The organism is Nocardiopsis akebiae (assembly GCF_018316795.1).
Taxonomy (GTDB): Bacteria; Actinomycetota; Actinomycetes; order Streptosporangiales; family Streptosporangiaceae; genus Nocardiopsis; species Nocardiopsis dassonvillei.
The window spans coordinates 1639769-1664771 of the sequence record NZ_CP074132.1; the positions used below are offsets into that span (position 1 = coordinate 1639769).

Consider the following 25003-nt stretch of genomic DNA (forward strand, 5'->3'; position numbering starts at 1 on the left):
GTCGCGGCGGAGGCGTCCGGGCGAGCGCCTCGCGGGGAGCGTACTGCCCGGTGGTCCCACCGGGCCGTGCTCGCGTCGCCTCGACGCGCCGCCCGACAGACCGTTCCAACTGGGGGGTAGCTTACTCACGGGTTAAGTTAGGTCACCGGGCACCGGTTGTAAAGACCCGGTGACGCACGATCCCGCCGCCTCCTCCGGTCGGCGCCACGGGCCCGCGTTCCGCCCCGGTCCGTCCACAGGCCCCGCACTCCGCCCGGCGGATTGCGGAACAATGGGGAGCGTGCGAGAAGAACAGCGAACAGCAGTGATCCTCGGTTCCACCGGCTCTATCGGAACCCAGGCCATCGACATCGTCCAGCGCAACCCCGAACGCTTCCGCGTGGTGGGCCTGGCCGCGGGCGGCGGGCGCGTGGACCTGCTCGCCAAGCAGGCGGCCGAGCTCGACGTCCCGCTGGTCGCCGTCGCCGACCCCGACCGCGCGGGCGAACTCGCGCGCGCCCTCGCCGGGCACGGCAGCCGCGCCACCGTCCTGGCCGGGCCCGAGGGGGTCGCGGAGCTGGCCGGGAGCGAGTGCGACGTCGTCCTCAACGGCATCACCGGCGCCCTGGGCCTGGAGTCCACCCTCGCCGCGCTGCGCGCCGGGCGCACCCTCGCGCTGGCCAACAAGGAGTCCCTCATCATCGGCGGGCCGCTCGTGCGCGAGCTCGCCCGGCCCGGCCAGATCATCCCGGTCGACTCCGAGCACTTCGCCATCGCCCAGTGCTTCCCCCACCTGCCCGGGGACGAACTCGCCAGCCTCGCGCAGGGCCACGTCCACGCCCGCCGCGACGAGGTGCGCCGCCTGGTCGTCACCGCCAGCGGGGGCCCCTTCCGCGGCCGGAGCCGCGACGAACTGGCCTCGGTCACCCCCGCCGACGCCCTCGACCACCCCACGTGGAGCATGGGCCCGGTCATCACCGTCAACTCCGCCACCCTGGTCAACAAGGGGCTGGAGGTCATCGAGGCCAACCTGCTGTTCGACGTGCCCTTCGACCGGATCGACGTGGTCGTCCATCCGCAGTCGGTCGTCCACTCCATGGTCGAGTACGTGGACGGCTCCACGATCGCCAAGGCCAGCCCGCCCAGCATGATGATCCCCATCGCCTACGGGCTCGGCGCGCCCGACCGCGTGCCCGACGCCGCGCCCGGCATGGACTGGACCCGCGCCCACACCTGGACCTTCGAGCCGCTGGACCACGAGGCCTTCCCCGCCGTCCGCCTGGCGTGCGAGGTCGGCGCGGCGGGCGGGACCGCGCCCGCGGTCTACAACGCGGCCAACGAGGAGGCGGTCGACGCCTTCCTCGGGGGAAACCTCGCGTTCCCGGCCATCATGGACACCGTCTCCCGGGTAGTCTCGGAGCACCAGCGAACAGAACGTGCCGGGGGAGCGTCCTCCCGCAGAGGACACCTGAGCCTGGACGACGTGTACGCCGCTGACACCTGGGCCCGCACGCGTGCGCGCGAGCTGCTCGCGCGCCAGGCCTGACACCGCCCTGAGGAGAGATGCATGGTCGCCCTGTTGACCGTGGTCGGGATCGTCCTGTTCGTCTTCGGCCTGCTGTTCTCGATCGCCTGGCACGAGCTGGGCCACATGGCCACGGCCAAGATGTTCGGGATCAAGTGCACCGAGTTCATGGTGGGCTTCGGCAAGACCCTGTGGTCCGTCCGCAGGGGCGAGACCGAGTACGGCGTCAAGGCGGTCCCGCTGGGCGGGTTCGTGCGCATGGTCGGCATGCTCCCGCCCTCGCGCCAGAGGGCCGACGACAGCTCCCGCAAGCTCTCGCGCTGGCGGGCCATGGCCGAGGACGCCCGTGAGGCGTCCTACGTCGAGCTGTCCCCGGAGGACCAGGACCGGCAGTTCTACCAGCGGGCGCCCTGGAAGCGCCTCATCGTGATGTTCGCCGGTCCGGGCATGAACGTCATCCTGGCCGCGATCCTGCTCGCCGTGCTGTTCATGGGCATCGGGGTGCCGCAGAGCACGACCCAGATCGCCACGGTCAGCGAGTGCGTGGTCCCCGCGGGCAGCTCCGCCACCGACTGCGAGGACGCCCCGCCCACGCCCGCGGCCGAGGCCGGGATGCTGCCCGGCGACGTCATCGTCTCCGTCGGCGGCGAGTCCACCCCGGACTGGAGCACCGCCAACCGGCAGATCCGCGAGGCCGTGGGCGACACGGAGATCGTGGTCGAGCGCGACGGCGAGCGGCTGCCGCTGGACGTCGACATCGTCGAGAACGAGCTCCCGGCCCGCGACGCCGAGGGCGAGTTCGTCTACGAGACCGACGCCGACGGCGAGCCGGTCTACGACGAGCAGGGCTACCGCGTCTACGAGACCGAGGTCGTGGGCTTCCTCGGCATCGTCTTCGCCACCGAGCGCGCCCCGCTCACCCTCGCCCAGTCCGCCGCCGAGATGGGCGGCATGATGGTCGGCGTCGGCGAGGCCCTCATCGCCCTGCCCAGCAAGGTGCCCGACGTGTTCGCCGCCGCGTTCCTGGGCGAGCAGCGCACTCAGGACTCCCCGGTGGGCATCATCGGCATCTCCCGCATCGGCGGCGAGATCATGGCCCAGGGCCTGCCCGTGGCCGACACCGCCGCGATCATGATCCAGATCCTGGCCGGGGTGAACCTCTTCCTGTTCGCCTTCAACCTGGTGCCCATCCTGCCGCTGGACGGCGGTCACATGGCCGGCGCCATCTGGGAGTGGATCAAGCGCGGCTGGGCCAGGCTCTTCCGCAGACCCGAACCCGCCCCGGTGGACGTGGCGATGCTGACACCGGTGGCCTACGTGGTCGTGGCCTGCTTCCTGGTGTTCAGCGTGGTCCTGCTCGTGGCCGACCTGTTCAACCCGGTCAGGCTCTTCGGCTGACCCCCCGTCCCGGCGGCCCTCCGGCCGCCGGGACGGGGCTCCGCCCGCCCGGTCGGTCCGGGGAGCCGGGCCCTGTGCCGGGGCCCTTCCCGTCCACCGCCCGGGTGACCGCCCGACGGGCGGCGGACACCCCCGCGGCGCCGGTCGTTCACCCTGGTATCCCGGTCCGCGTTCCGTGCCGGGCACGCTCCCGGGTACGGGTAACCTGGGGGCGCGATCCGGGAACGACGGCGTAGCCAAGGCCGCCGGACACGGTGATCCCCGGACGCGGACCCGCGCGCTGCGCCGGACACCCAATTCCCGAAACGGACGAATCAAGTGCCGCCCCCTCCTCGGCGGCAGACGAGGTGAATCAAGCGTGACCGTCGATCTCGGTATTCCCGCCGCACCGCCGCGCCCGCTCGCGACCCGGCGCAAGACGCGGCAGATCATGGTCGGGAACGTTCCCGTCGGTGGGGACGCCCCGGTGTCCGTGCAGTCGATGACGACCACCCGTACCTCCGACATCAACGCGACCCTCCAGCAGATCGCGGAGCTGACCGCCGCGGGCTGCCAGATCGTCCGCGTGGCCGTGCCCACCAACGACGACGCCGACGCCCTGGCGGTCATCGCCAAGAAGTCGCAGATCCCGGTGATCGCCGACATCCACTTCCAGCCCAAGTACGTGTTCCAGGCGATCGACGCCGGATGCGCCGCCGTGCGCGTCAACCCGGGCAACATCAAGAAGTTCGACGACAAGGTCGCCGAGATCGCCAAGGCGGCCGGCGAGGCCGGGACGCCGATCCGCATCGGCGTCAACGCCGGTTCGCTGGACAAGCGCCTGCTCCAGAAGTACGGCAAGGCCACACCGGAGGCCCTGGTCGAGTCGGCGCTGTGGGAGTGCTCGCTGTTCGAGGAGCACGGCTTCCGCGACATCAAGATCTCGGTCAAGCACAACGACCCCGTGGTCATGGTCAACGCCTACCGCCAGCTCTCCGCGGCCTGCGACTACCCGCTGCACCTGGGCGTGACCGAGGCCGGTCCCGCCTTCCAGGGCACCATCAAGTCCGCGGTGGCCTTCGGCGCGCTGCTCTCGGAGGGCATCGGTGACACCATCCGCGTGTCCCTGTCCGCGCCCCCCGCTGAGGAGGTCAAGGTCGGCAACCAGATCCTGGAGTCGCTCGGACTGCGCGAGCGCGGCCTGGAGATCGTCTCCTGCCCCAGCTGCGGCCGGGCCCAGGTGGACGTGTACACGCTCGCGGAGGAGGTCACCGCGGGTCTGGAGGGCATGGAGGTTCCGCTGCGCGTGGCCGTCATGGGCTGCGTCGTCAACGGCCCCGGCGAGGCCCGCGACGCCGACCTGGGCGTGGCATCCGGAAACGGCAAGGGCCAGATCTTCGTCAAGGGCGAGGTCATCAAGACCGTGCCCGAGTCCAAGATCGTGGAGACCCTCATCGAGGAGGCCATGCGCATCGCCGAGGAGATGGGCGAGTCCGGCGCCGAGTCGGGCGCGCCCACGGTCTCCGTGGCCGGCTGAGCCCCTCCCGCCGCCTCCGACGGCCGCGCCGCCCCTTCCGGGGGCCGGCGCGGCCGTTCGCTGTGGTGCCGGTGCCTGGACACGCGCATGATCACGGGGACGACCGGTCCGCCCCCTCGCCAACGCCGTCCACGGGCTGCTCGGTTGGAGTATCACGATGCTCGGGGCGGTCAACGTGGTCAGCGGGTCGTGGCAACGGGTCGTGGGTTTCCTCAACCTCCTCGTCGGCACCGTTCCCGGCCCCAAGGCTTCCCCTCCTGGTCCCCGCGGTCGTGAACACGCGGCGAACCTACTTCCGACTCGAACGGGGCTTGGCGGTCGGGCGGTCGGTCCTGTCCGGCCCCGGGCGGACCGGCACGCGCACGAGGGCCGGGGCGCGTCCGCGCACGGGCGGGTTCCGGTCCTCCGTCGTGCCCGGGGCTTCGCCGCGCGCCCCTGACCAGCTTGTTCGCTCTCCTGCGTGGTAGTGGTCACCCAGGGTGACTTTGTATGGCGTCGATCACAGGAACCCGCGTTTCCTTGCGCGGACGCGCACGATCCCGCCGCTTGAAACGGACAGACGCAACGAATGTGGGTCATGTTACGTAGATAACGCGGCTACCGTTGCTGAGGGCTTCGGGCCGCCCCGACGCGCGGCGGCCGGACCCCCACCCCGCCGTACCTCCCCCGGGGAAGCGGTGTGCCCACGTACATGAACGAGGAGTAGACACGTGGTGGACCAGAAGAGCCCTGCGGACGCCCGCGGGGCCGCAGGCCCGGGCGGTGCGCCCGCGCTGAGGCAGCGCCTCACCAGGCGCAAGCCGATCGAGAGGCTCGTCGCCGAGACCCAGGACTCCGAGGGCAGCGGCCTCCGACGGCACATGGGCTTCTGGCAGCTGTCCATGATCGGCATCGGCGCCACCCTGGGCACCGGCATCTTCGTCGTGCTGGGCGAGGCCGTCCCCGTCGCCGGGCCGGCCGTCATCCTCTCGTTCGTGCTCGCCGGGATCACCGCGCTGTTCTCCGCGCTCGCCTACGCCGAGATGGCCGGAATGATCCCCGCCTCCGGCTCCGCCTACTCCTACAGCTACGCCACCATCGGCGAGTTCATGGCCTGGGTGTGCGGCTGGTGCCTCATGCTCACCTACGGTGTGTCGGTCGCCGCGGTCGGCGTCGGCTGGGGCGAGTACATCAACGAACTCCTCCAGCTCACCACCGGCCTGTCCCTGCCGGGCGCGGTTCTCGTCGGCCCCATGGAGGGCGGCGTGATCAACCTGCCCGCCGCCGTCGTGGTCCTGCTGTCCATGTTCGCCCTGCTCGCCGGGGTCCGCGAGAGCAGCCGCGTCAACGCCGTCATGGTCGCCGTCAAGGTCGCCATCCTGGTGATGTTCGTGGCCATCGCGATCACCGCCGTCCAGGACGGCAACTTCGCCCCGTTCATGCCGATGGGCATGGCCGGTGTCAGCGCCGCGGGCGCCACCCTGTTCTTCTCCTACATCGGCTTCGACTCGGTCTCCACCGCGAGCGAGGAGGCCAAGAACCCGCAGCGCGACCTGCCCCGGGCGATCATGTTCGCGATGATCCTGGTCACCGCGCTGTACTGCCTGGTCGCCTTCGCGGCGGTCGGCGCGCTCGACTGGACCGGCTTCGTCGACGGCGAGACCTCCCTGGCGGGCATCCTGACCTCGGTCACCGGCACCCCCGTGTGGGCGGTCATCTTCGCCGCCGGCGCGGTCCTGGCCCTGGCCAGCGTGGTCCTGGTCGTGCTCTACAGCCAGACCCGCATCCTCTACGCGATGTCGCGAGACGGGCTCATCCCCAGGGCCTTCTCCACCCTCGACGCCAAGGGCACCCCGCGCACGAACACCCTCATCACCTCCGTGCTCATCGCGCTGCTCGCCGCCCTGGTCCCGCTCGGGCCGCTCGCCGACGCCACCGCCATCGGCACCCTCTTCGCCTTCGCCCTGGTCAACGTGGCCGTCCTGGTGCTGCGCCGCAGCAGGCCCGACCTGCCGCGCGCCTTCCGCGTGCCGGGGGCGCCGGTCACGCCGGTCCTGGGAGTGCTGGCCTGCGCCTACCTCATGTTCAGCATGTCGATGAGCGTGTGGGCGGCCTTCCTGGTCTGGCTCGCCGTCGGCGTGGCGGTCTACTTCGCCTACAGCATGCGCCGCTCCGTCCTGGAGACCGACCCCGTGACCAGCGAGGTCCGCGCCTAGCCGCACCGGTCGGGAACCGCGCGTGCGGGGGCCGGGGGGATCCCCCCGGCCCCTCGCGTGTCCCCCGGGAGGGTGCGGCGCACCACATGCCGCACCGATCCGCCCGCGGGCGCAAGGAACAGCGGCACCTCGCAGAAAAGACGCGGGAATCCTCCGGATGGGCGCACTGTTTCGGCGCGTTCGTCCACCTAGAGTGGACGCGGCCCCGAGACGACGGAGAAAAGCGAGGTGAGAGGCAGTGACACGCGGACCCCTGCGCGTGGCCCTCGACCAGGGCGCCGGACCCGGCGCGGACCCCGCCGCCGCGCTCGACCGGCTCGCCGACCGCGCCAGAGCCGCCGCCGACGCCGGGGCCCGCCTGCTCGTGGGACCCGAGATGTCCCTGACCGGCTACAACCTGGACCCGGACGTCCTGGCCCGGCTCGCCGAACCCCGCGACGGCCCCCTCAGCGACGCTGTCGCCGCGATCGCCGCCGACACCGGCGTCGCCATCGTGCACGGCTTCCCCGAGCGCGCCGACGGCGCCGTGTACAACGCCGTCCAGCTCGTGGACTCCGACGGCGACCGCCGGACCTACCGCAAGACCCACCTGTTCGGCGACCTGGACCGCGGGGCGTTCTCCCCGGGCGCGGAGCCGGTGGTCCAGACCGACCTCGACGGGATCCGCGTCGGCCTGCTGGTCTGCTACGACGTCGAGTTCCCCGAGACCGTGCGCGCCCACGCCCTCGCCGGTACCGAACTCCTCTTGGTGCCCACCGCGCTCATGATGCCCTTCACCGAGGTGGCCGAGAGGATCGTGCCGGTGCGCGCCCTGGAGAACCAGATCCACCTGGCGTACGTGAACCGCTGCGACGCCGAGGGCGACCTGCGCTACGCGGGGCTTAGCGCCCTGCTCGCGCCCGACGGCTCCGAGACGCTGCGTGCCGGCCCCGGCGAGGAGTTCCTGGTCGGCGACGTCGACCCGGACGCCCTCACCCGCGCCCGCAGCGCGCAGTCCTATCTGGACGACCGCCGTCCGGCCCTGTACCGGACGCTCACCGCCTGACCCTCGCCTGAGGCGGACGGCGCCGCGCCGCCCGGCGTCACACTCCCGTGCCGGGGCGCGCCCGCCCGCGCCCCCGCGCCCCCCGAGCCGTCGATCCGCCATCACGACCCGTGCCGCCGCGCACGGACGACCACCGGCTTCCCCGCCGGACCGCACCCACGAAGGAGGGGTTGGAGAATGACGTCTGCCGTGCCCACGGCGGCCGGTGCCGCACCCGCGCAGGACACGCCGCTGAACATGTGCGGGCCGGACTTCCCGTTCGCCTACGACGCCTACCTGGAGCACCCCGCCGGACTCGGGCAGGTCCCGGCGGAGCGCCACGGCACCGAGGTCGCCGTCATCGGCGGCGGGCTGTCGGGGATCGTCACCGCCTACGAGCTGATGAAGACGGGGCTCAGGCCGGTCGTGTACGAGGCCGACCGCATCGGCGGGCGGCTGCGCACGGAGAAGCTCGCGGGCTGCCCCGACGACGTGGTCGCCGAGATGGGCGCCATGCGCTTCCCGCCGTCCTCCACCGCCTTCTGGCACTACGTGGACCGCGCGGGCCTGGAGACGACGCCGTTCCCCAACCCGCTCTCCCCGGCCACCCCCAGCACCGTGGTCGACCTCAAGGGGCGGGCCCACTACGCCACCTCGCTCGACGACCTGCCCGAGGTCTACCGCGAGGTGGCCCGCGCCTGGGACGCGGCCCTGGACAGCGTCCAGCACACCCGTATGCAGAAGGCCATCCGCGAGCGCGACGTGGCCACCCAGAAGGAGATCTGGAACGAGCTGGTCGCCCGGTTCGACAACCAGACCTTCTACGGCTTCCTGTGCGACTCCCCGGCCTTCGCCTCCTTCCGCCACCGCGAGATCTTCGGCCAGGTGGGCTTCGGGACCGGCGGTTGGGACACCGACTTCCCCAACTCCATCCTGGAGATCCTGCGCGTCACCTACACGGGCGCCGACGACGACCACATGGGCATCGTGGGCGGTGTGGAGCAGTTGCCGCTGCGCCTGTGGGAGGACACGCCGGACAAGCTCGTGCACTGGGCGCAGGGCACCACCCTGGCCTCGCTGCACGAGGGCGGCCCGCGTCCGGCCGTCACCGCCCTGCGCCGCACCGCGGCCAAGGGCTCCCCGGCGGGCAACATCACGGTCACCGACGCCTCGGGCTCCACCCGCACCTACCCGGCGGCCGTGTTCACCGCGCAGAGCTGGATGATGCTGTCCAAGATCGACTGCGACGAGGACCTGCTGCCCATCGACCACTGGACGGCGATCGAGCGCACCCACTACATGGAGTCCTCGAAGCTGTTCGTGCCGGTGGACCGCGCGTTCTGGCGGGACGAGGACCCCGAGACCGGCCGCGACGTCATGAGCATGACGCTCACCGACCGGATGACCCGGGGCACCTACCTGCTGGAGGGGTCGGACCCGGACGGCCCGGCGGCCATCTGCATGTCCTACACCTGGTGCGACGACTCGCTCAAGTGGCTGCCGCTGTCGGCCAACGAGCGTCTGGAGGTCATGCTCTCGTCGCTGTCCAAGATCTACCCGGGCGTGGACATCCGCTCCCACATCACCGGGGACCCGGTGACGGTGTCGTGGGAGGACGAGCCCTACTTCATGGGCGCGTTCAAGGCCAACCTGCCGGGCCACTACCGCTACCAGCGCCGCCTGTTCACGCACTTCCGCCAGGACGGTCTGGAGGAGCGCCACCGCGGTCTGTTCCTGGCCGGGGACGACGTGTCCTGGACGGCGGGCTGGGCCGAGGGCGCCGTGCAGACCGCGCTCAACGCGGTGTGGGGCGTGGTCCACCACTTCGGCGGCGGGACCGACCCGTCCAACCCGGGCCCGGGCGACCTGTTCGACGAGCTCGCGCCGGTCGCCCTCCCCGAGGACTGAGGTAGCGCCCCTTCGGGCCGCCGCTCCGCTTCGCCCGCCCGTCGCCCGCCGGGGGCGCTCCGCGCGGAGGCGGGCCGCCACCCTCAACGGAAGCTCCGCGCAGCCCTTTCCTGTTCGGGCTTCCCCGAAGGGGCGAACCTTCGGATCCTCCGGCGTGACGGCTCGTTCCCCGCAGTCCCACCTAAGAATCCTCCAGCACCCCACCGACGCCCGAGCGGTACCTCGTCGGGCGCCTTCCCGCGGTCCCGCCGCGGGGAGGCGCCTCACGGCAGATCGGCCGTCCCGGCGAGGATGGGCTGGTCCACGAGGCGCGAGAGCACGAGCGTGCTCTTGGTCCGCACCACGAACGGCTCGGCGCCCAGGCGCTCGATGACCTCCTCCAGGTGGTGGGTGTCGCGGGCGCGGACCTGCACGATGGCGTCCGCCTCACCGGTGACCGTGCACGCGGAGGTGATCTCGGCGTAGCCCGCGAGACCTGTCCGGATCTCGCCCGGTGACGTGCGGGCCCGGCAGTACAGCTCGATGAAGGCCTCGGTGGTCCACCCCACGGCCTGCGGCTCCACCACCACGGTGAACCCGCGCACCGCGCCGGACTCCACCAGCCGGTCCACGCGGCGCTTGACCGCGGAGGGGCTCAGCCCGACCCGCTGGCCGATCTCGGCGAAGCTCATCCGCGCGTCCGCGCCGAGTGTCGCGATGATCCGCTCATCGACACGATCCAGCCGCATTGCGCTTCGTCCCCGTCTGTCCACGTCTGATTGAGGCAGGGCACATGTTACCGGGGTGTGTCCCCCTGGGACTCGTGTCGCATCCGCTGGTTACCCTCCGGAGTGATAACAATTCATATTGTAATCATCTCTGTGAGGGAGTGGACGAGTGCGAGCACGAACCCGGGCCGGAGTCTCGGCCGTGGCGGTCCTGGCCTCCCTGGTCGCGGCGGTCCCAGCGCAGGCCGGCCAGACCACCCGCATCGACCAGGGCGGCCTCGACTGGGCGCCCTGCGAGGACATCCAGCCCGTCGCGGACGAGGACCTGGAGTGCGCCACCCTCACCGTCCCCCTCGCCCGCACCGCCGACGGCGGGCGGCTCAGCGGCCGGGACGACGGCGTCGAAATCGCGCTCTCGCGGGTCCCCGCCGGCGGCGAGGCCCGCCAGACCCTGCTGGTCAACCCCGGGGGACCCGGCAGCGCCGGACGCCAGTGGGCCTCCTACACCCACTGGCGCATGCCGGCCGAACTGCGCGAGACCTACGACGTCGTCTCCTTCGACCCGCGCGGGGTGGGCGCCTCCACCCCGTCCATCACCTGCGACCCCGGCCACTTCACCCCAGTGCGACCCGCCGCCGTGCCCGCCGACGCCGCCGCCGAGGAGGCGCTGCGCGCCGACGCCCGGGCCTACGCCGAGGCCTGCGCGGACAACACCGGCCCCCTGCTCGGGCACACCCGCACCGTGGACACCGCCCACGACATGGACGCCATCCGGGCCGCCCTGGGGCGGGAGCGGATCGACTACCTCGGCTACTCCTACGGCAGCTACCTGGGCACCGTCTACTCCGCGCTCTACCCCGACCGCGTCCGCTCCCTGGTCCTGGACAGCGTGGTCGACCCCGACAAGCCCTGGTACGAGAGCAACCTCGCCCAGAACCGCGCGTTGGACCGCGCGGCGAACGCCTTCTTCGCCTGGACCGCCCGCCACGACGACGTCTACGGACTCGGCACGACCGGGGAAGAGGTCGCCCAGGCCTACTACACCCTGCGCTCGGAACTGGAGGACGAGCCCGCCGAGGGCACGGTCGGCCCCACCGAACTGGAGGGCACGGCCATGGTGGTCGCCTACAGCAGCGCCTACTGGACCTCGGTCGCCGACGCCCTCTCGGCCCGGATCACCGAGTCCGACGGCGCGCCCCTGCTCGCCCTGTACGAGGCCTACGGGGAGAACGCCGGATCCGACCGCGGCTACGGCGGCTACCTCGCCGTCCAGTGCACCGACTCCCACTGGCCCCGGGACTGGTCCACGTGGAGTGCCGACGCAGAGGAGTCCCACGCCGAGGCGCCCTTCATGAGCTGGAACAACACCTGGTACAACGCTCCGTGCGCCTCCTGGAGCGCCGGATCCGGCGACTGGTTCCAGGTCGGAGACGGCCCCGGGGAACACCCCGCCTACGGGGGCGACGTGCTCCTGGTCCACGCCACCGAGGACGGCGCGACGCCGGTCGAGGGCGCCTTCTCCCTGCGCGAGCGCCTGCCCGCTTCCGTCCTGGTGACCGAGGAGGGCGGCCACACCCACGGCGTCTCGCTCACCGGCAACGACTGCGTGGACGAGATCGTCACCGCCTACCTCCGGGACGGGGAGCTGCCCGCGCGCGCCGAGGGCGAGGGGCCCGACGTCACCTGTGAGGGACGCCCCGAACCCCAGCCGCGTACCGCCCAGAACGCACCTGGGACGATGGTGGAGCGTCCCGCTCCGGTACCCGGGCACCACGTCGGCGCGATCGTGGAGTCCGAGACGCGGGAGTAACCGGTCGAATAGGCTGGAACCGGCGCGAAAAGGCTTGGTTGGTCGTCCCCCGGCGCCCGAACGAGGGCACTGGGAAGATGGGGGAGATGCGATGCTGCGGACCTCGCCGGTACGGATCCTCGGCGAACGCGACCGGGAGGCCGTTCGCGCGCTCCTGGACGCCGACCCCGTGGGCAACGTCTTCGTCACCTCCCGCCTGATGGCCACCGGCCTCTCCGGCGGCCCCGGCGGCGCCGAGGTGTGGGGGCACACCGAGAGGGGGCGCCTGACCGCCCTGTGCTACTCGGGGGCCAACCTCGTCCCCGTCAACGCCGGACCGGCCGCGATCCGCAGCTTCGCCGACCACGCCCGCTGGAGGGGCCGCCGCTGCTCCTCGATCGTCGGTCCCGTCGACGCGGTCAGCGACTTCTGGCAGCAGGTCACCCCGGCGTGGGGGCCCGCCCGCGTCATCAGGGCCAGCCAGCCCGTCCTGGAGATCAGCGGCCCGCCCCCGGTGCCCGCCGACCCCCTGGTACGCCGGGTCCAGCTGTCCGAGCTCAACACCATCGTGCCCGCCTGTGTGGCCATGTTCACCGAGGAGGTCGGCGTCCCGCCGGACTCCGGCGACGGCGGCGCGCTCTACCGTGCCCGGGTGGCCGAACTGGTGCGCACCGGCCGGGCCTTCGCCCGCATCGAGGACGGGCGCGTGGTGTTCAAGGCCGAGATCGGCGCGGTCACCCGGCACGCCTGCCAGGTCCAGGGCGTGTGGGTGCACCCGGACCTGCGCGGCCGGGGGCACTCCACGGCGGGGATGGCGGCCGTGGTCGAGTACGCGCTCGCCGAGATCGCGCCCCGCGTCACCCTCTACGTCAACGACTTCAACACCCCGGCCCGCGCCGCCTACGAGAGGGTCGGCTTCCGCCAGGTCGGCGAGGTCATGTCGGTGCTGTTCTGAGCGCACCGCGACCGGCGCGGCCGACGGCGTTCTGACGGACCAGTGTCAGATCCGCCCCCGCGACGGGGCCGGGGGAGCCGCGGCCGGTTAGCCTGGTCCCAGGTCCGTGGCGCCCCGCGCCCTCTGCCACCCACGAGAGAGCGCCATGCAGCACAACCCGACCGGCCGCGCACGCCTGGGCCTGGCCCTCCTCCTCGGCCTGCTCGCCGTCCTGGGCCCCCTCAACATCGACATGTACCTGCCGGCCTTCCCCGACATCGCCGCGGACCTGGGGGCCGGCGCCTCCCACGTGCAACTGAGCCTGACCACCTGCCTGATCGGCCTCGCCGTGGGCCAGGTGGTGGTCGGCCCGATCAGCGACGCCCGGGGGCGCCGCGGCCCGCTCCTCACCTGCCTGGTCCTGTTCGTCCTGGCGTCGCTGCTGTGCGCCCTGGCGCCGAACATCGCCGTGCTGGTGCTGGCCCGCTTCCTCCAGGGGTTCACCGCCTCGGCCGGGGTCGTGCTCTCTCGCGCGGTCGTGCGCGACGTGTTCGACGGCACCGAGCTGACCCGGTTCTTCGCCCTGCTGATGGTGGTCAACGCGGTCGCGCCCCTGCTGGCGCCGATCGCGGGCGGCGCCATCCTGTGGCCGTCCTTCGCGGGCTGGGAGGCCGTCTTCCTGGCCCTGGCGCTGCTGGGCGCGGTGATCGTCGTGATCGTGGCGCTGCGGCTGGAGGAGACCCTGCCGGTGGAGCGGCGCATCCCCGGCACGGTGGGCGGCACCCTGCGGACGGTGGGGGAGCTGCTGAGGGACCGCGCCTTCCTCGGCTACGCGCTGGTGGTCGGCCTCGTGCACGGCGGCAGCTTCGCCTACGTCGCCGGGACGCCGTTCGTCTACCAGGAGCTGTACGGGGTGTCGCCGCAGGTCTTCGGCGTGCTGTTCGGGATCAACGGCGCGGCCATCATCGCCGGGAGCTGGGCGGTGGGCCGTTTCAGTGCCCGCTTCGGTGAGCGCGTCCTCCTGGTGTGCGCGGTCTCCGCCGCGGTGGCGGCGACCGGGGTGCTGCTCGCGGCGACGCTGGTGGACGGCCCGCTGGTGGCCCTCGTGGCGCCGATCTTCGTCTACATGACGTGCATGGGGATGATCCTCACCAGTTCCTTCGCCCTGGCCATGCGCGGCCAGGAGCGGCGGGCGGGCAGCGCCAGCGCCGTGCTGGGCGCGCTGCCCCCGCTGCTCGGCGCGGCGGTGGCGCCGCTGGTGGGCCTGGACGAGAGCACCGCCGTGCCGATGGGCGCCGTCCTGTTCACCACCTCCCTCCTGGGCCTGGGCGTCCTGCTGGCCCTGACCTCGCCGCGCGTGCGCGGGCGCGTGGCCGACCCGGCCCCGTGACCCGCTCCGCGCGTTCAGCCGGTGAGCGCCGCCGGACCCATGAGGAAGCCGGGGTCCACCTGGGCGGCCAGGTCCGCGCCCTTGGCCTCGTTGCCCCAGGCCCGCGCGTTGCGCAGGTGGAACTCGGCCGACTGCCGGGTGAAGCGCTCCCAGTCCTTGGGCGCGGCGTCGGCCATGTCCCGCATCAGGGCCAGGGTCTTGACGTTGTCCTCCTCCAGCTCCGCCAGCGCCGGGTGGCGGCCCTTCTCCATCGAGCGCACGAACCCCGAGTGCGTCATCCACCCCGCCAGCGCGTCGCCCACGTGCTCGCGCAGGAACTCCACGTCCGACTCGTCCCGCACCTTGTTGCCGATCACGCGGATGGCGACCTCGTGGTCGCGGGCGTACTCGGCGTACTGCCGGTACACGCCCACGCCGCGCACGGTGGGCTCGGCGACCAGGAAGGTCATGTCGAAGCGGGTGAACATCCCCGAGGCGAAGGAGTCGGCGCCCGCGGACATGTCGACGACCACGTACTCGCCGGGCCCGTCCACCAGGTGGTTGAGGTACATCTCGGCCGCGCCCACCTTGGAGTGGTAGCAGGACACGCCCAGGTCCGACTCGGCGAACGGGCCGGTGACCATGAGTGTGGCGCCCCGGATCCGCGCTCCGAAGCGGGTGTGCAGCGGGTTGTCCCCGGTCACCGTCAGCAGGCGCGACCCGCGGCCCGGCGGCGTGGTCTTGATCATCTCCCGTGCCGAGTGGATGCGCGGGTTGTCCCCGCGCAGCAGCTCCTTGATCTCGTCCAGGTGCGCGCCCAGGGGCGGCAGGACGGCCAGGTCCTCCTCGGACGCCCCCAGCGCGGCGCCCAGGTTCTGGTTGATGTCGGCGTCGACGGCCACCACGGGCACGTGCTGGGCGGCCAGGTGGCGGGTGAACAGCGCGGACAGGGTGGTCTTGCCGCTGCCGCCCTTGCCGGCGAACGCGATCTTCATGTGAGTCCTTCGGAACGTGGGTGTGCGCCGGGCGCGCGGCGGTTGCCCGCCCGCGGAGGGACGGGCCGACCGGGGCCCGGATGTGGCAACGATTATCGTTCCTGTTGTTCGCGCTGTCAGCCGAACGGTCCCGTCGCGCCGCGTATTGCCAACGTGTTACACCTCACATGGGTGTCGCTGGAGTCGGGACTGTTTCCTTTGTCCATATCGGGGATGACACGTGACAGGGTTTTGTGGCCAATCCCCGACAGGGAGAACACGGGTGTGCTGTTCTGGAGCCAGCACACCCTTGTCTAAGGTGAGTGCAGGCGGCGCAACCCGCGCGTCCGTCGCGGGTGATTGGAGTGACCGGATGGCTGAGGCGAGGCAACTCCGGGAATACGTGCCCGCGGAGGCGCCGGAGGGCACGGCTCCGGCCGCACCGACCATCGAGACGGGCGAACTCACCGGAGGGGTCACCGACCACACGGTGTGGAGCTGTGCCGGGAACCTGACCGCGGTGCGCTCCATCCGCTCCCGCGTGCGCGATTTCCTCACCCGCATGGGCCACTCCGAGGGCTCCCTGGACGACGCCGAGCTGGCCGTCAGCGAGCTGGCCACCAACGCCCTGCTCCACTCGCGCTCCGGGCAGAGCGGCGGCGTCATGACACTGTTCATCCGCTCCGACGACGGGCGTCTGCGCGTCGCCATCGCCGACCAGGGCGTGCGCGACGGCGAGAGCGAGCACACGCGGGAGGACGGCGACGACTTCGGCCGCGGCAAGCTCATCGTGGACAGCTGCGCCACCCGCAGCGGCGAGTACTGGAGCGACGCCACGCACGTGGCCTGGTTCGAGATCGACGACCACGCCGGGGAGACCGCCGAGGGCGGGCGTCCGGAGGCGGAGCTGGCGGTCGACGACTGAGGGCGTGAACCGGAAGGGGGCACGGGCCGCCCCCGTCCACCGTCACCGCGCGGCACGGCCCCCGGCGGACGCCCGCGGCGCCCTCCCCGTCCGCCGCGAGGCATCCTGCGGCCCCCGTCCGCACGGTCAGCTCCAGCCGACGCCCGGATCCACGGCCTTACCGTCGGCCCCCGCCGCACCAGCGGACCCGCGTCCCCCCAACGCGCCCCGGGTCAGTACGCCCCGCCGGACGGCGGGTAGCCGATCCGCTCCGGCTCGGGCGCGCAGCGCACCGTCACCTGGCGCCCCTCCGGCGGCGGGCAGTCCGCCCCCGTCAGCACGCAGGCCCCGGTCCACAGCGCCAGCGCCACCAGGGCCACCCGCGTGGCCTCGTCGCCGCGCTCGTCCACCGCCACCACGTCGTCGGCGGTCAGCTCCAGCAGGTCCCGCAGCTCCGAGAAGCGCCCCATGAGGTCGTTGTGCGGGTGCAGCGTGGTCAGGAGCCCCCCGCTGGTGTCCTCGTAGCCCAGGATGCCGTTGTCGAACAGGCCGCGCGCCGGGCTGTACCCGTTGCCGTCGGGGCTGGGCTGCAACAGCTCCTCGAAGGGCGTGGTCCCCAGCGCCTGCCCGAACGCGATCACCTGCCGCACCCGCGAGCGCTCCGCCAGCTCCAGCGCCGTCTGCGCCATGTCCGCGCTGACCAGGAGCAGGCGGGTGTCGGTCTCGGTGAGCACAGCGCACTGGGTGTCCAGGTCGGAGGCGGTCGACAGGGGCAGCGCGCGCCCGCCAACGGCCATCACGGTGTAGGTGGCCAGGAACCGGTCCGGCGAGACCGGCGCGAGCACCCCCACCACGTCACCGAAGCACATGCCCCGGCGGCTGAGCCCCGCCGCGGCCTGCTCCACCTTGGCGGCGAACGACAGGGCGTCCACGCGGTGCCCGACCCCGCGGATCGATCCCCCCCGCGCGGGCCGCAACCGGAGCCGTTCGCACAGGCCTCCGGTCAAGGATCCGATCGGGTCGTCCCGGCGCGGCAGGTGGCGCCCCGGTCGTCCGGTTCCTGAAGACAGCCCTACCCCCATACGTACCCCCAGTTCGCCCATCAGGCGGCGGTGCCGCCGCCCGGGCTCGTCACGCCCCCTCCACGTGGCGAACCCGGCGGCGACGCACCGGTCGGCGGATGCGGCGTCCCTCCCCAGGACGCAACCCGTGCCGACGCGGCCTCCCACCGGCCCCGGAGACCTCCCCGGGGCTGACGTCCGCCGGGAACCAGTGTCACACCGGTGTTCGACGGCCGTTTCCGGGACCCTGGCGACCGTGCCACCGCAGTGCCACGAACGTGGTGTCCCATGGCTTGAAGCCTAGCGCTTTCACAGCCAGATGCACATGCATATTGCTATGCACCTGCATATGTAGATTCATTGCGGAAGGCGGTTCTCCCGGTGGCGAGCCGGGCTTAACAGGGCAGATCGGGCAGCTTAGTCCGAGGACCGGTGGTGGCGTACCCACGACGTGATCTGCGTACGCGAGTGGAAGCCCATCTTGCGGTTGATGTTGGCCACGTGCCGCGCCGCCGTGGACGGGGTGATGAACAGTTCCCGAGCGATCTCCGGGTTGCTCCTGCCCCGGCTCACCAGGAGGGCCACCTCCAGCTCACGCGGGGTGAGCCGCTCCTCGGGGGTCACCGACTCCGGGTCCGGGACGGGCCCTCCCCGCTCCCGGCGCCCGCGCGCGGGACGGCTGGGCGGCGCGGAGCGGCGCGACGGCGGTCGCCGCGCCTCCTCCGCCAGCTGCTCTCCCTCGCGGACCGCGTTCGACAGGGCCAGCGTCCGGCCCTGCTCCCACCAGACCACCAGTTGGCGGCGTCGCCGCCGGACCTTCTCCACGTCGGTGAACGGCCACGGCGCCTCGTGCGCGGACAGCCCCAGCCGCTCGCGCACGCTCGTCGCCGCGCCCGCCAGGCGGCAGGCGCCCTCGCGCAGCCCCGCCCCGAAGGACACCCGGGCGATCGCGGTCAGGGCGCGCGCCGCGTCCGCTCGCTGGCCCGTCGAGTGGCTCAGCAGCAGGCCCTCGCTCAGGTAGTCGTAGGCCTGTCCCGTGGACCCCTGGGCGTGCGCCACCCGGCCGATCCCGGCCAGGCAGCGCGCCTCCTCTGCCGCCGCCCCGATCAGCCGCTGGGTGTCCAGCGCCTCCCGGTAGCAGCGGTCCGCCGTCAACAGGTCGCCGCTGGCCTCCGCCGCGCGCGCCTGGCCCATGAGGGTGACCCCCACGCCCCACCGGTGGTCGATCCCGCGCAGCAGCGTCAGCGCGGCGTTGTAGTGGTGGTCGGCCGTGGGGTGGTCGCCCTGCTGGGCGACCAGGGCCGCCCGGGTGCCCAGGGCGATCGCCTCGCCCCACAGGTCACCCGACTCGCGGCACAGCCGCAGCGCCTCCTCCACCCGCACCGCGGCCTGGTCCGACACGCGCTCGCGCACCTCGACCAGGGCGAGCAGGTTGAGCGCGACGCGGACGAACACGTCGTCCCCGGCCTCCCGGCACAGCCGCAGTCCCTCCTCGCCCAGCGAGACCGCCAGTTCGTGGTCGCGCCGCACCCGCGCCAGCTGGGCCCGGCCCACCAGCGCCCGCGCGCGCGAGGGCGCCTTGGCCGCGTCCTCCAGTTCCAGCAGGCGGTCCATCCAGTGCGCTCCCTCGGAGTAGCTCTGGTGGCTCACCCAGTGCGCGGTCAGGCTCACGCACAGCCGCAGGCCCGGTTCGGCGGCGCCGTGCTCCAGCGCCCAGCGCAGCAGGGAGCGCAGCGTGTCGTACTCGGCGATCACGCGCTGGCGTCCGGAGTCGCGCTCGCTCCAGGGCATGACCCGGCTCGACTCCAGCTTCTGGCCCAGGTCCTCGGCCAGGCGCAGCATCCGGTCCAGGAGCCTCTCCTGGAACAGCTCCGCCTCACCCGCCGCTACCAGCCGGGAGTGCGCGAACCGCTGCACGGCCTCGGGCAGCCGGTAGCGCACCCGGCCCTCGAACTCGCCGGTCACGGTGATCAGGGAGCGGTTCAGCAGGGAAGTCACGAGGTCGAGGACGGCCTGTTCGGGCAGCGCCTCGTCGGCGCACACCTGCTCGGCCAGCTCCAGGTTCCAGCCCCGGAACACCGACAGGCGGCGCAGCAGCACCCGCTCGGCCTCGGGCAGCCCGCGGTACACGAAGTCCAGCACCACCGGCAGCATCTCGCTGCGCGGGACCGCCTGCCCCGGGCCGGGCTGGACCTCAGGGGAGGACAGGTGTTCGCGCAGCTCGTCGACCAGCACGGCGGGCCCCACCCCGGGCGCGCTCGCGCCCAGCGCCTCGATCGCCAGCGGGATGCCGCCCGCCAGGTCGCACAGCTCCGTCACGGTCTCCATCTCCTCGCGCGAGAGCGAGAAGCGCGGGTCCCGCGCGCGGGCGCGGTCCATGAACAGCCGCACCGCCTCCGCGCCGGCGGGGTCGGGCTGGGGCCCCTTGCGCGCGGGCAGCGGCAGCGCCATCGGCGTCATCCGCCACACGGTGCCGCCCGACAGGCGGACGGGGGTCTCACTGGTGAGCAGGATCGACACTGACGGGCACGATGCAAGCAGGGCCTCGCCGACCTCGGCCACCTCCTCGACGGCGTGCTCGCACGCGTCCAGCACCAGCAGCAGGTGGCGTTCGCACAGTGCCTCGGTCACCGTGACCGACAACGGCTGCCCCGGCTCCTCCACCACGCCCACGGCGGCGGCCACCCGCGCGTACACCTCCAGGGTCGTGCGCGCGTCCGCCATGCCGACCATCCACACGCCGTCGGGGAACCACGCGGTGGTCTGCTCGGCCACGCGTATCGCCAGACGCGTCTTGCCCAGCCCGTCGGTTCCGCTCAGCGTGACGGAGCGGCTGGAGCCGAGCAGACGGAGCAGGTCGCTCAGGTCCCGCTCACGGCCCACGAATCCGGTGCCCGGACGGGGGAGGTTGTGCCGCGCGGGCGCGGTCAAAGGTGCCATGGCCTTCACATGTAGGGGCTGTCGGGGGAGGTTCTCACCAGGGTTGGGGGAAGGTCGGCAAGGGCGGACGTCGTTGGTGTGGGCTCTGGTACCCGGAGTTCCTGTCTTAGCGGGTGCACGCGCACTGTGCAAGTGCGTGCCCTCGACCGGGGCCGTGTCAGCCACCGTCACCCGGGACGGCCCAGCCGGTCAACTGCGTCCTCGAGGAAATCGAGAGTTTTCTGAAGATGTTCGCGATGTGGCGGGCCGCCGTCGCGTGGCTGATGGTCAGCCGCTCGGCGATCTCGCGGTTGGACAGGCCCTGTTCGGCCAGTTCGGCCACCTCCCTCTCCCGGGGGGTCAGCGAATCCGGGCCCGAGGGCCCCGAGGCCTGGGGCCGGGGGAAGGCCAGCGCGCGGTCGAGCACCTGCTCCAGCGGCAGGGGGCGCCACGCGTTCCACGCCTCGGCGGTGCGCGTGGCGCCCACGCGCCGCTCCGCCGCCGACCGCAGCCGCAGGGTCTCGGCCGAGGGGCGGTCCAGCACCGCCCTGAGGTCGGCGGCCACCCCCACCAGGGCGGCGGCCCGCTCGGCCTCCTCCTCGGCCAGGGCCAGTTCCGCCAGCGCCTCCAGGGCACGGGCCACCGCGAGCCTGCGGCCGGAGGTGAAGCTCACCCGCAGGCACGTCGCCAGGGGCTCCCGGGCGAGCAGCGTCTCGCCCTCGGCCAGGTACAGGCGGCCCAGTTCCCGGGCGCAGTGCGCGGTGGCCGGGGCTGCCTCCAGCTCGCCGAAGACCGACAGGGCGTCGGAGAACAGCTCCCGCGCCCGCGCGAAGTCGCCGCGCTCGGCGGCGATCGAGCCCAGTCCGTGCAGGGCGCGGGCCGCGCTCCAGCGGTCGCCGAGGTTGTCGGCCACCGCGACGCTGTGCTCCAGGAGGGCCGTGGCCCGTTCGGCCTCGCCGCGGCGGCGGGCCAGCTGGGCCAGCACGTCCAGTGTGGCCGCCTCGGTGATGGGGTCGCTGACCTGGGAGGCCCAGACCCCGGCCCGCTCGGCGTGCTCCTGCCCCTCGTCCAGCGTCCCGGTGCGCAGGCACAGCGCCGCCAGGGTGGCCAGCGCGGAGGCGGCCGCTCCCGCCTCGCGGCAGGCCCGCGCCGCCTCCAGGGCGCACAGGGCCAGGGTGGACACGCGCGGCGCCGCGTCCAGGTCCAGCCGCAGCTCGGCGTGCAGGGCCAGGGCGCGCGCCCGCAGGTGCGGGGACTGCGCGTCGGGGTCGGTGGCCAGCGCCCGCTCCAGGAGGCGGCTGCCCTCGGCGGCCAGGTCGCGCACGATCCAGTAGGGGCGCAGCGCCACGCACACCCGCAGGGCCTCGTCCACGCGCCCGCGTGAGAGAGCCCAGTCCACCACGCGGGCGTGGTTCTCCCGGTGGTGGTCGAGCAGCCGCAGGTGCCCCAGGCGCTCGCCCCACGGCATCGGCGCGCAGCAGCTCTTGGCCCACTCCTCCAGACGGGCGACGCAGAAGCGCAGGTAGCGTTCCCACCGGTCGTCCTCGCCGCCGCTGTCGGCCAGGTGCTCGGCGGCGTAGGCGCGCACCGTCTCGGTCAGCCGGTAGTGGGTGGTGCCGTCCACCTCGGCGTCCATCACCACCAGCGACTTGTCCAGCAGAGAGAAGTGCAGCGGCAGGATGTCGGCGGGGTCGACCCCCTCGCCCGAGCAGACGTCCTCAGCGGCCTCCAGGTACCAGGTGGAGAACACCGACAACCGGTGCAGCAGGAGCCGCTCCGGCTCGGTGAGCAGGTCGTGGCTCCACTCCAGGACCGCGCGCAGCGTCCGCTGGCGCGGCGGCAGGTCCTCGGACCCGTCGCTGGTCAGCAGCTGGAACCGGTCGTCCAGGCGGCGCAGGATCTGCTGCACCGACAGCACCCGCACCCGTGCGGCGGCCAGCTCGATCGCCAGCGGCATGCCGTCCAGCATCCGGCAGATCTCCGCGATGTAACCGGAGTTCTCCCTGGTCATCTCGAACCCGGCGCGTGCGGCGTGCGCGCGGGTGACGAACAGGCGCACCGACTCGTAGCGCTGGGTGTCGCGCCGGGGGATGGGCGCGGGGTCGGCCGCGTAGGGGTCGGTGGGTGTGGGCCGCGCGGGCAGGGACAGCGGAGGCACCCGCCAGATGTTCTCCTCGGGAACGTGCAGGGGCTGGCGGCTGGTCACCAGGATGCGCACCCTGGGGCAGTCGCGCAGCACGGCCTGGCACAGCTGCGCCATCGGCCCGACGGCGTGCTCGCAGGTGTCCAGGAGCAGCAGCAGGTTGCGGGTGCGCAGCGAGGTGATGACGGCGTCCGTCATGGTGCGCGAGTCGTCCTGCACCGCCTGGAGGCTGCCCGCGACCGCGCGCAGTGCCTGGTCGTGGGTGGAGGCCTCGCTCAGGTCTACGAAGCGCACGCCGTCGGGGAACCGGCGCATGACGCGCTCGGCCAGGTGCAGGGCCAGGCGCGTCTTGCCGATACCGCCGGTACCGGTCAGCGTGACCATCCGGGCGGTGCCCAGGAGGCGGCCCAGGTCGACGATGTCGCGCTCGCGTCCGACGAAGCTGATGAACTCGCCGGCTGACAGGGGCAGGTTGTGGCGGGGAGGGGACATGGCCTCGATTACTGGGCAGTGCTTCTTGGGGCTCCGCTCCGCTTCGCCCCGTGTTCAAGCGCCCCGAAGGCAAGAACCTTCGGCACCTCCGGTGAGACGGCTCGTTCCTCGCAGTCTCACCTCCGGCACCTCCAGAACCCCGCCGACGCTTGAACGACGCCCCCCAGGGGCCGAGCAAGCATCCACCGCAGGCCCCGGGAGGCCGCGCCGCCGCTGCGGGGGGCGGCGCGGGGAACGCCGTCCCCAGTGTCGCACCCGCCACCCCCGGTTGTCCTCCGAATGGCCGGTTCCGGCATGAGCGGACAGAAACCGCCCACGCCGGACTGGAAGGTGCTATGGAGCGGTTACTCCGCGCTTTCCGGGCCCTTCGGAGTCCAGGCGGCGGGGTCGGCCGGACCCTGCTCCCCCGACCCCATGTCCTTGACCTCGTGGCCGCCGTCCTCGCCGAACGGCGGGAACCACACGAAGGGGATGCCCTTCTTGGCGGCGTACTGGATCTGCTTGCCGACCTTGGCGGTGGAGTGGAACACCTCGGTGTTGAACCCGCGCCCGCGCAGCAGCTCCCCGGTGCGCAGGGCCTCCCTGCGGCGCTCGGCGCCGGGTACCACGACCATCACGTCGGTGGGGCAGGCGCGCCCCTCCTCGATCCGGCCCTCGGCGACGAGCTTGGCGAAGATGCGGGTGAGGCCGATGGAGATGCCCACGCCCGGCAGCCGCCTGCGGATGAACTGCCCGGCCAGGTCGTCGTAACGCCCGCCCGCGCAGATGCTCCCGTAGCCGGGGTCGTCGTCGAAGGAGGCCTCGTAGACCGTGCCCGTGTAGTAGTCCAGGCCGCGGGCGATGGACAGGTCGGCCACGACGCTGCCCTCGGGCAGGTCGGCCAGGTCCTCCAGCACGAAGGAGAGCTCCTCCAGCCCCTCGTCGAGCAGCTCGGAGGAGACCCCGAGCCCGCGGACCCGCTCGGCGACGCCGGGCCCGGTGCCGCGGACGCGGGCCAGCGCGAGGCAGGCGTCGGCCTGCTCGCCGGTCAGGCCGTCGGCCAGCAGGATCCGGCGCACGCCGTCGTCGCCGATCTTGTGCAGCTTGTCCACGGCGCGGATGACCGCGATCGGGTCCTTGATGCCCAGGCCCTCGTAGAAGCCCTGGAGGACCTTGCGGTTGTTGACGTTGAGCGTCCAGGCGGGCAGGTCCAGCCCGCTGAGCACCCGGTGCACGATGCGCGGCAGCTCGGCGTCGAAGTGCAGCGGGACGGAGTCGACGTTGATGACGTCGATGTCGCACTGGGTGAACTCGCGGAAGCGCCCCTCCTGGGGGCGCTCGCCCCGCCACACGCGCTGCATCTGGTACCGCTTGAAGGGGAAGGACAGCTCGTTGAAGTGCTGCGCGACGTACCGGGCGAAGGGCACGGTGAGGTCGAAGTGCAGCCCGAGCCTGGCGTCGGAGTCGTCCTTGGCGTCGGCCTGGAGGCGGTGCAGGGTGTAGACCTCCTGGGAGGTCTCGCCCTTGGCCATCAGCACGTCGAGGTTCTCCACGGACGGCGTCTCCACCGACGCGAAGCCGAAGGACTCGAACCCGGAGCGGATATGGTCCAGCCAGCGCTGCTCCACGGCCCGGACCTGAGGGGACCACTCGGGGAAACCGCTGATGGGAGTGGGGCGGACGACGCGCTGATCGGACATGCGGGGTTCTCGGCTCACAGTTTCGTCTCGGCTTGCTGGTCCCGTCCGCGCCGCGCGTACGCACGCGCGGGTTCGCTCGTCGGGCGGGGGAGGGCCGGTCCAGTCTACGGGGAACCCGGTCGGGAGGGCGGCGCGGCGGACTGCCCGCCGCCGCGACCGCTCGCCGCGGTTCGGCCACCACCGGCCCACGTGGACGGTTGTGGGCCGGTGGGGCGCTGGCGCGCCGGACCGGAGTGTCGACCGGACCGACGTCGAAGAGCGGGACGTCGGTGGGTGGCCTGTGCCCGGGGCGCCGCCGGGGCTCCCGCGGATGGTCGCGTCCTCGTGCCAGGAGTCTTCTCCGCGACCGCACTTGCCGGTGCGGGGCCCTGCCTCCACCGTAGACTCCGGGGACCCCGCCGGACAGGGATCGGCGCGGCCGAAAGCGGCCGAAAATGACCGCTCACAATGTCGTAAAGTCGACCTTCCGGGGTACAGGTGTGTGCTT

The 25003-nt window shown here is 72.7% G+C and carries 16 protein-coding genes; 10 read left to right on the forward strand and 6 right to left on the reverse strand.

Annotated features, from left to right (window positions below; genetic code table 11):
* Positions 1–304 precede the first annotated feature (304 nt).
* The 6 genes from dxr (at position 305) to KGD83_RS07095 (ending at position 9545) form a co-directional block, all read left to right on the forward strand.
* Positions 305–1525, forward strand: coding sequence for a 1-deoxy-D-xylulose-5-phosphate reductoisomerase (gene dxr, locus KGD83_RS07070; RefSeq protein WP_212644303.1), 1221 nt, complete (start codon positions 305–307; stop codon positions 1523–1525).
* Positions 1526–1546: 21 nt separating this feature from the next.
* The gene (locus tag KGD83_RS07075) at positions 1547–2902 is read left to right on the forward strand and encodes a M50 family metallopeptidase (protein WP_212643068.1); all 1356 of its coding nucleotides are present in this window, start codon (positions 1547–1549) and stop codon (positions 2900–2902) included.
* 358 nt (positions 2903–3260) lie between these two features.
* Positions 3261–4418, forward strand: coding sequence for a flavodoxin-dependent (E)-4-hydroxy-3-methylbut-2-enyl-diphosphate synthase (ispG, locus tag KGD83_RS07080; RefSeq protein WP_212643069.1), 1158 nt, complete (start codon positions 3261–3263; stop codon positions 4416–4418).
* A 710-nt stretch (positions 4419–5128) separates the two neighbouring features.
* On the forward strand, positions 5129–6613 hold the full coding sequence (locus tag KGD83_RS07085) for an amino acid permease (protein WP_212643070.1): 1485 nt from the start codon (positions 5129–5131) through the stop codon (positions 6611–6613).
* Positions 6614–6851: 238 nt separating this feature from the next.
* Positions 6852–7658 carry a carbon-nitrogen hydrolase family protein gene (locus tag KGD83_RS07090; RefSeq protein ID WP_212643071.1) on the forward strand — a complete coding sequence of 269 codons (807 nt, stop codon included), beginning with the start codon at positions 6852–6854 and terminating at the stop codon, positions 7656–7658.
* A gap of 177 nt (positions 7659–7835) precedes the next feature.
* Entirely contained in the window at positions 7836–9545 is a 1710-nt protein-coding gene (locus KGD83_RS07095; protein ID WP_212643072.1) for a flavin monoamine oxidase family protein, read from the forward strand.
* A 263-nt stretch (positions 9546–9808) separates the two neighbouring features.
* Here KGD83_RS07095 and KGD83_RS07100 read toward each other — a convergent pair whose 3' ends face one another.
* The gene (locus KGD83_RS07100) at positions 9809–10273 is read right to left on the reverse strand and encodes an Lrp/AsnC family transcriptional regulator (RefSeq protein WP_212643073.1); all 465 of its coding nucleotides are present in this window, start codon (positions 10271–10273) and stop codon (positions 9809–9811) included.
* Positions 10274–10421: 148 nt separating this feature from the next.
* On the opposite strand from KGD83_RS07100, the gene KGD83_RS07105 reads away from it, so the two are divergent.
* From KGD83_RS07105 to KGD83_RS07115, 3 genes are all read left to right on the forward strand, one after another.
* Complete coding sequence (locus tag KGD83_RS07105) at positions 10422–12062, forward strand: alpha/beta hydrolase (protein ID WP_212643074.1); 1641 nt, start codon at positions 10422–10424, stop codon at positions 12060–12062.
* 91 nt (positions 12063–12153) lie between these two features.
* Entirely contained in the window at positions 12154–12996 is an 843-nt protein-coding gene (locus KGD83_RS07110; protein WP_212643075.1) for a GNAT family N-acetyltransferase, read from the forward strand.
* Positions 12997–13141: 145 nt separating this feature from the next.
* On the forward strand, positions 13142–14365 hold the full coding sequence (locus KGD83_RS07115; RefSeq protein ID WP_212643076.1) for a multidrug effflux MFS transporter: 1224 nt from the start codon (positions 13142–13144) through the stop codon (positions 14363–14365).
* Positions 14366–14379: 14 nt separating this feature from the next.
* On the opposite strand, the gene KGD83_RS07120 is transcribed toward KGD83_RS07115, so the two are convergent.
* Positions 14380–15339 (reverse strand): ATP-binding protein, encoded by a 960-nt coding sequence (locus KGD83_RS07120; protein ID WP_212643077.1) that lies wholly within the window; start codon positions 15337–15339, stop codon positions 14380–14382.
* Positions 15340–15691: 352 nt separating this feature from the next.
* Here KGD83_RS07120 and KGD83_RS07125 point away from each other — a divergent pair, with 352 nt between their 5' ends.
* A complete protein-coding gene (locus KGD83_RS07125) occupies positions 15692–16243 on the forward strand; it encodes an ATP-binding protein (protein ID WP_212643078.1) in 552 nt (183 codons plus the stop codon).
* A gap of 212 nt (positions 16244–16455) precedes the next feature.
* On the opposite strand, the gene KGD83_RS07130 is transcribed toward KGD83_RS07125, so the two are convergent.
* From KGD83_RS07130 to hisS, 4 genes are all read right to left on the reverse strand, one after another.
* A complete protein-coding gene (locus tag KGD83_RS07130; RefSeq protein WP_394358113.1) occupies positions 16456–17304 on the reverse strand; it encodes an AMP-binding protein in 849 nt (282 codons plus the stop codon).
* 396 nt (positions 17305–17700) lie between these two features.
* Complete coding sequence (locus tag KGD83_RS07135) at positions 17701–20214, reverse strand: LuxR C-terminal-related transcriptional regulator (RefSeq protein WP_212644304.1); 2514 nt, start codon at positions 20212–20214, stop codon at positions 17701–17703.
* A 166-nt stretch (positions 20215–20380) separates the two neighbouring features.
* On the reverse strand, positions 20381–22837 hold the full coding sequence (locus KGD83_RS07140; RefSeq protein WP_212643080.1) for an ATP-binding protein: 2457 nt from the start codon (positions 22835–22837) through the stop codon (positions 20381–20383).
* A 344-nt stretch (positions 22838–23181) separates the two neighbouring features.
* A complete protein-coding gene (gene hisS, locus KGD83_RS07145; RefSeq protein WP_212643081.1) occupies positions 23182–24516 on the reverse strand; it encodes a histidine--tRNA ligase in 1335 nt (444 codons plus the stop codon).
* Positions 24517–25003 lie beyond the last annotated feature (487 nt).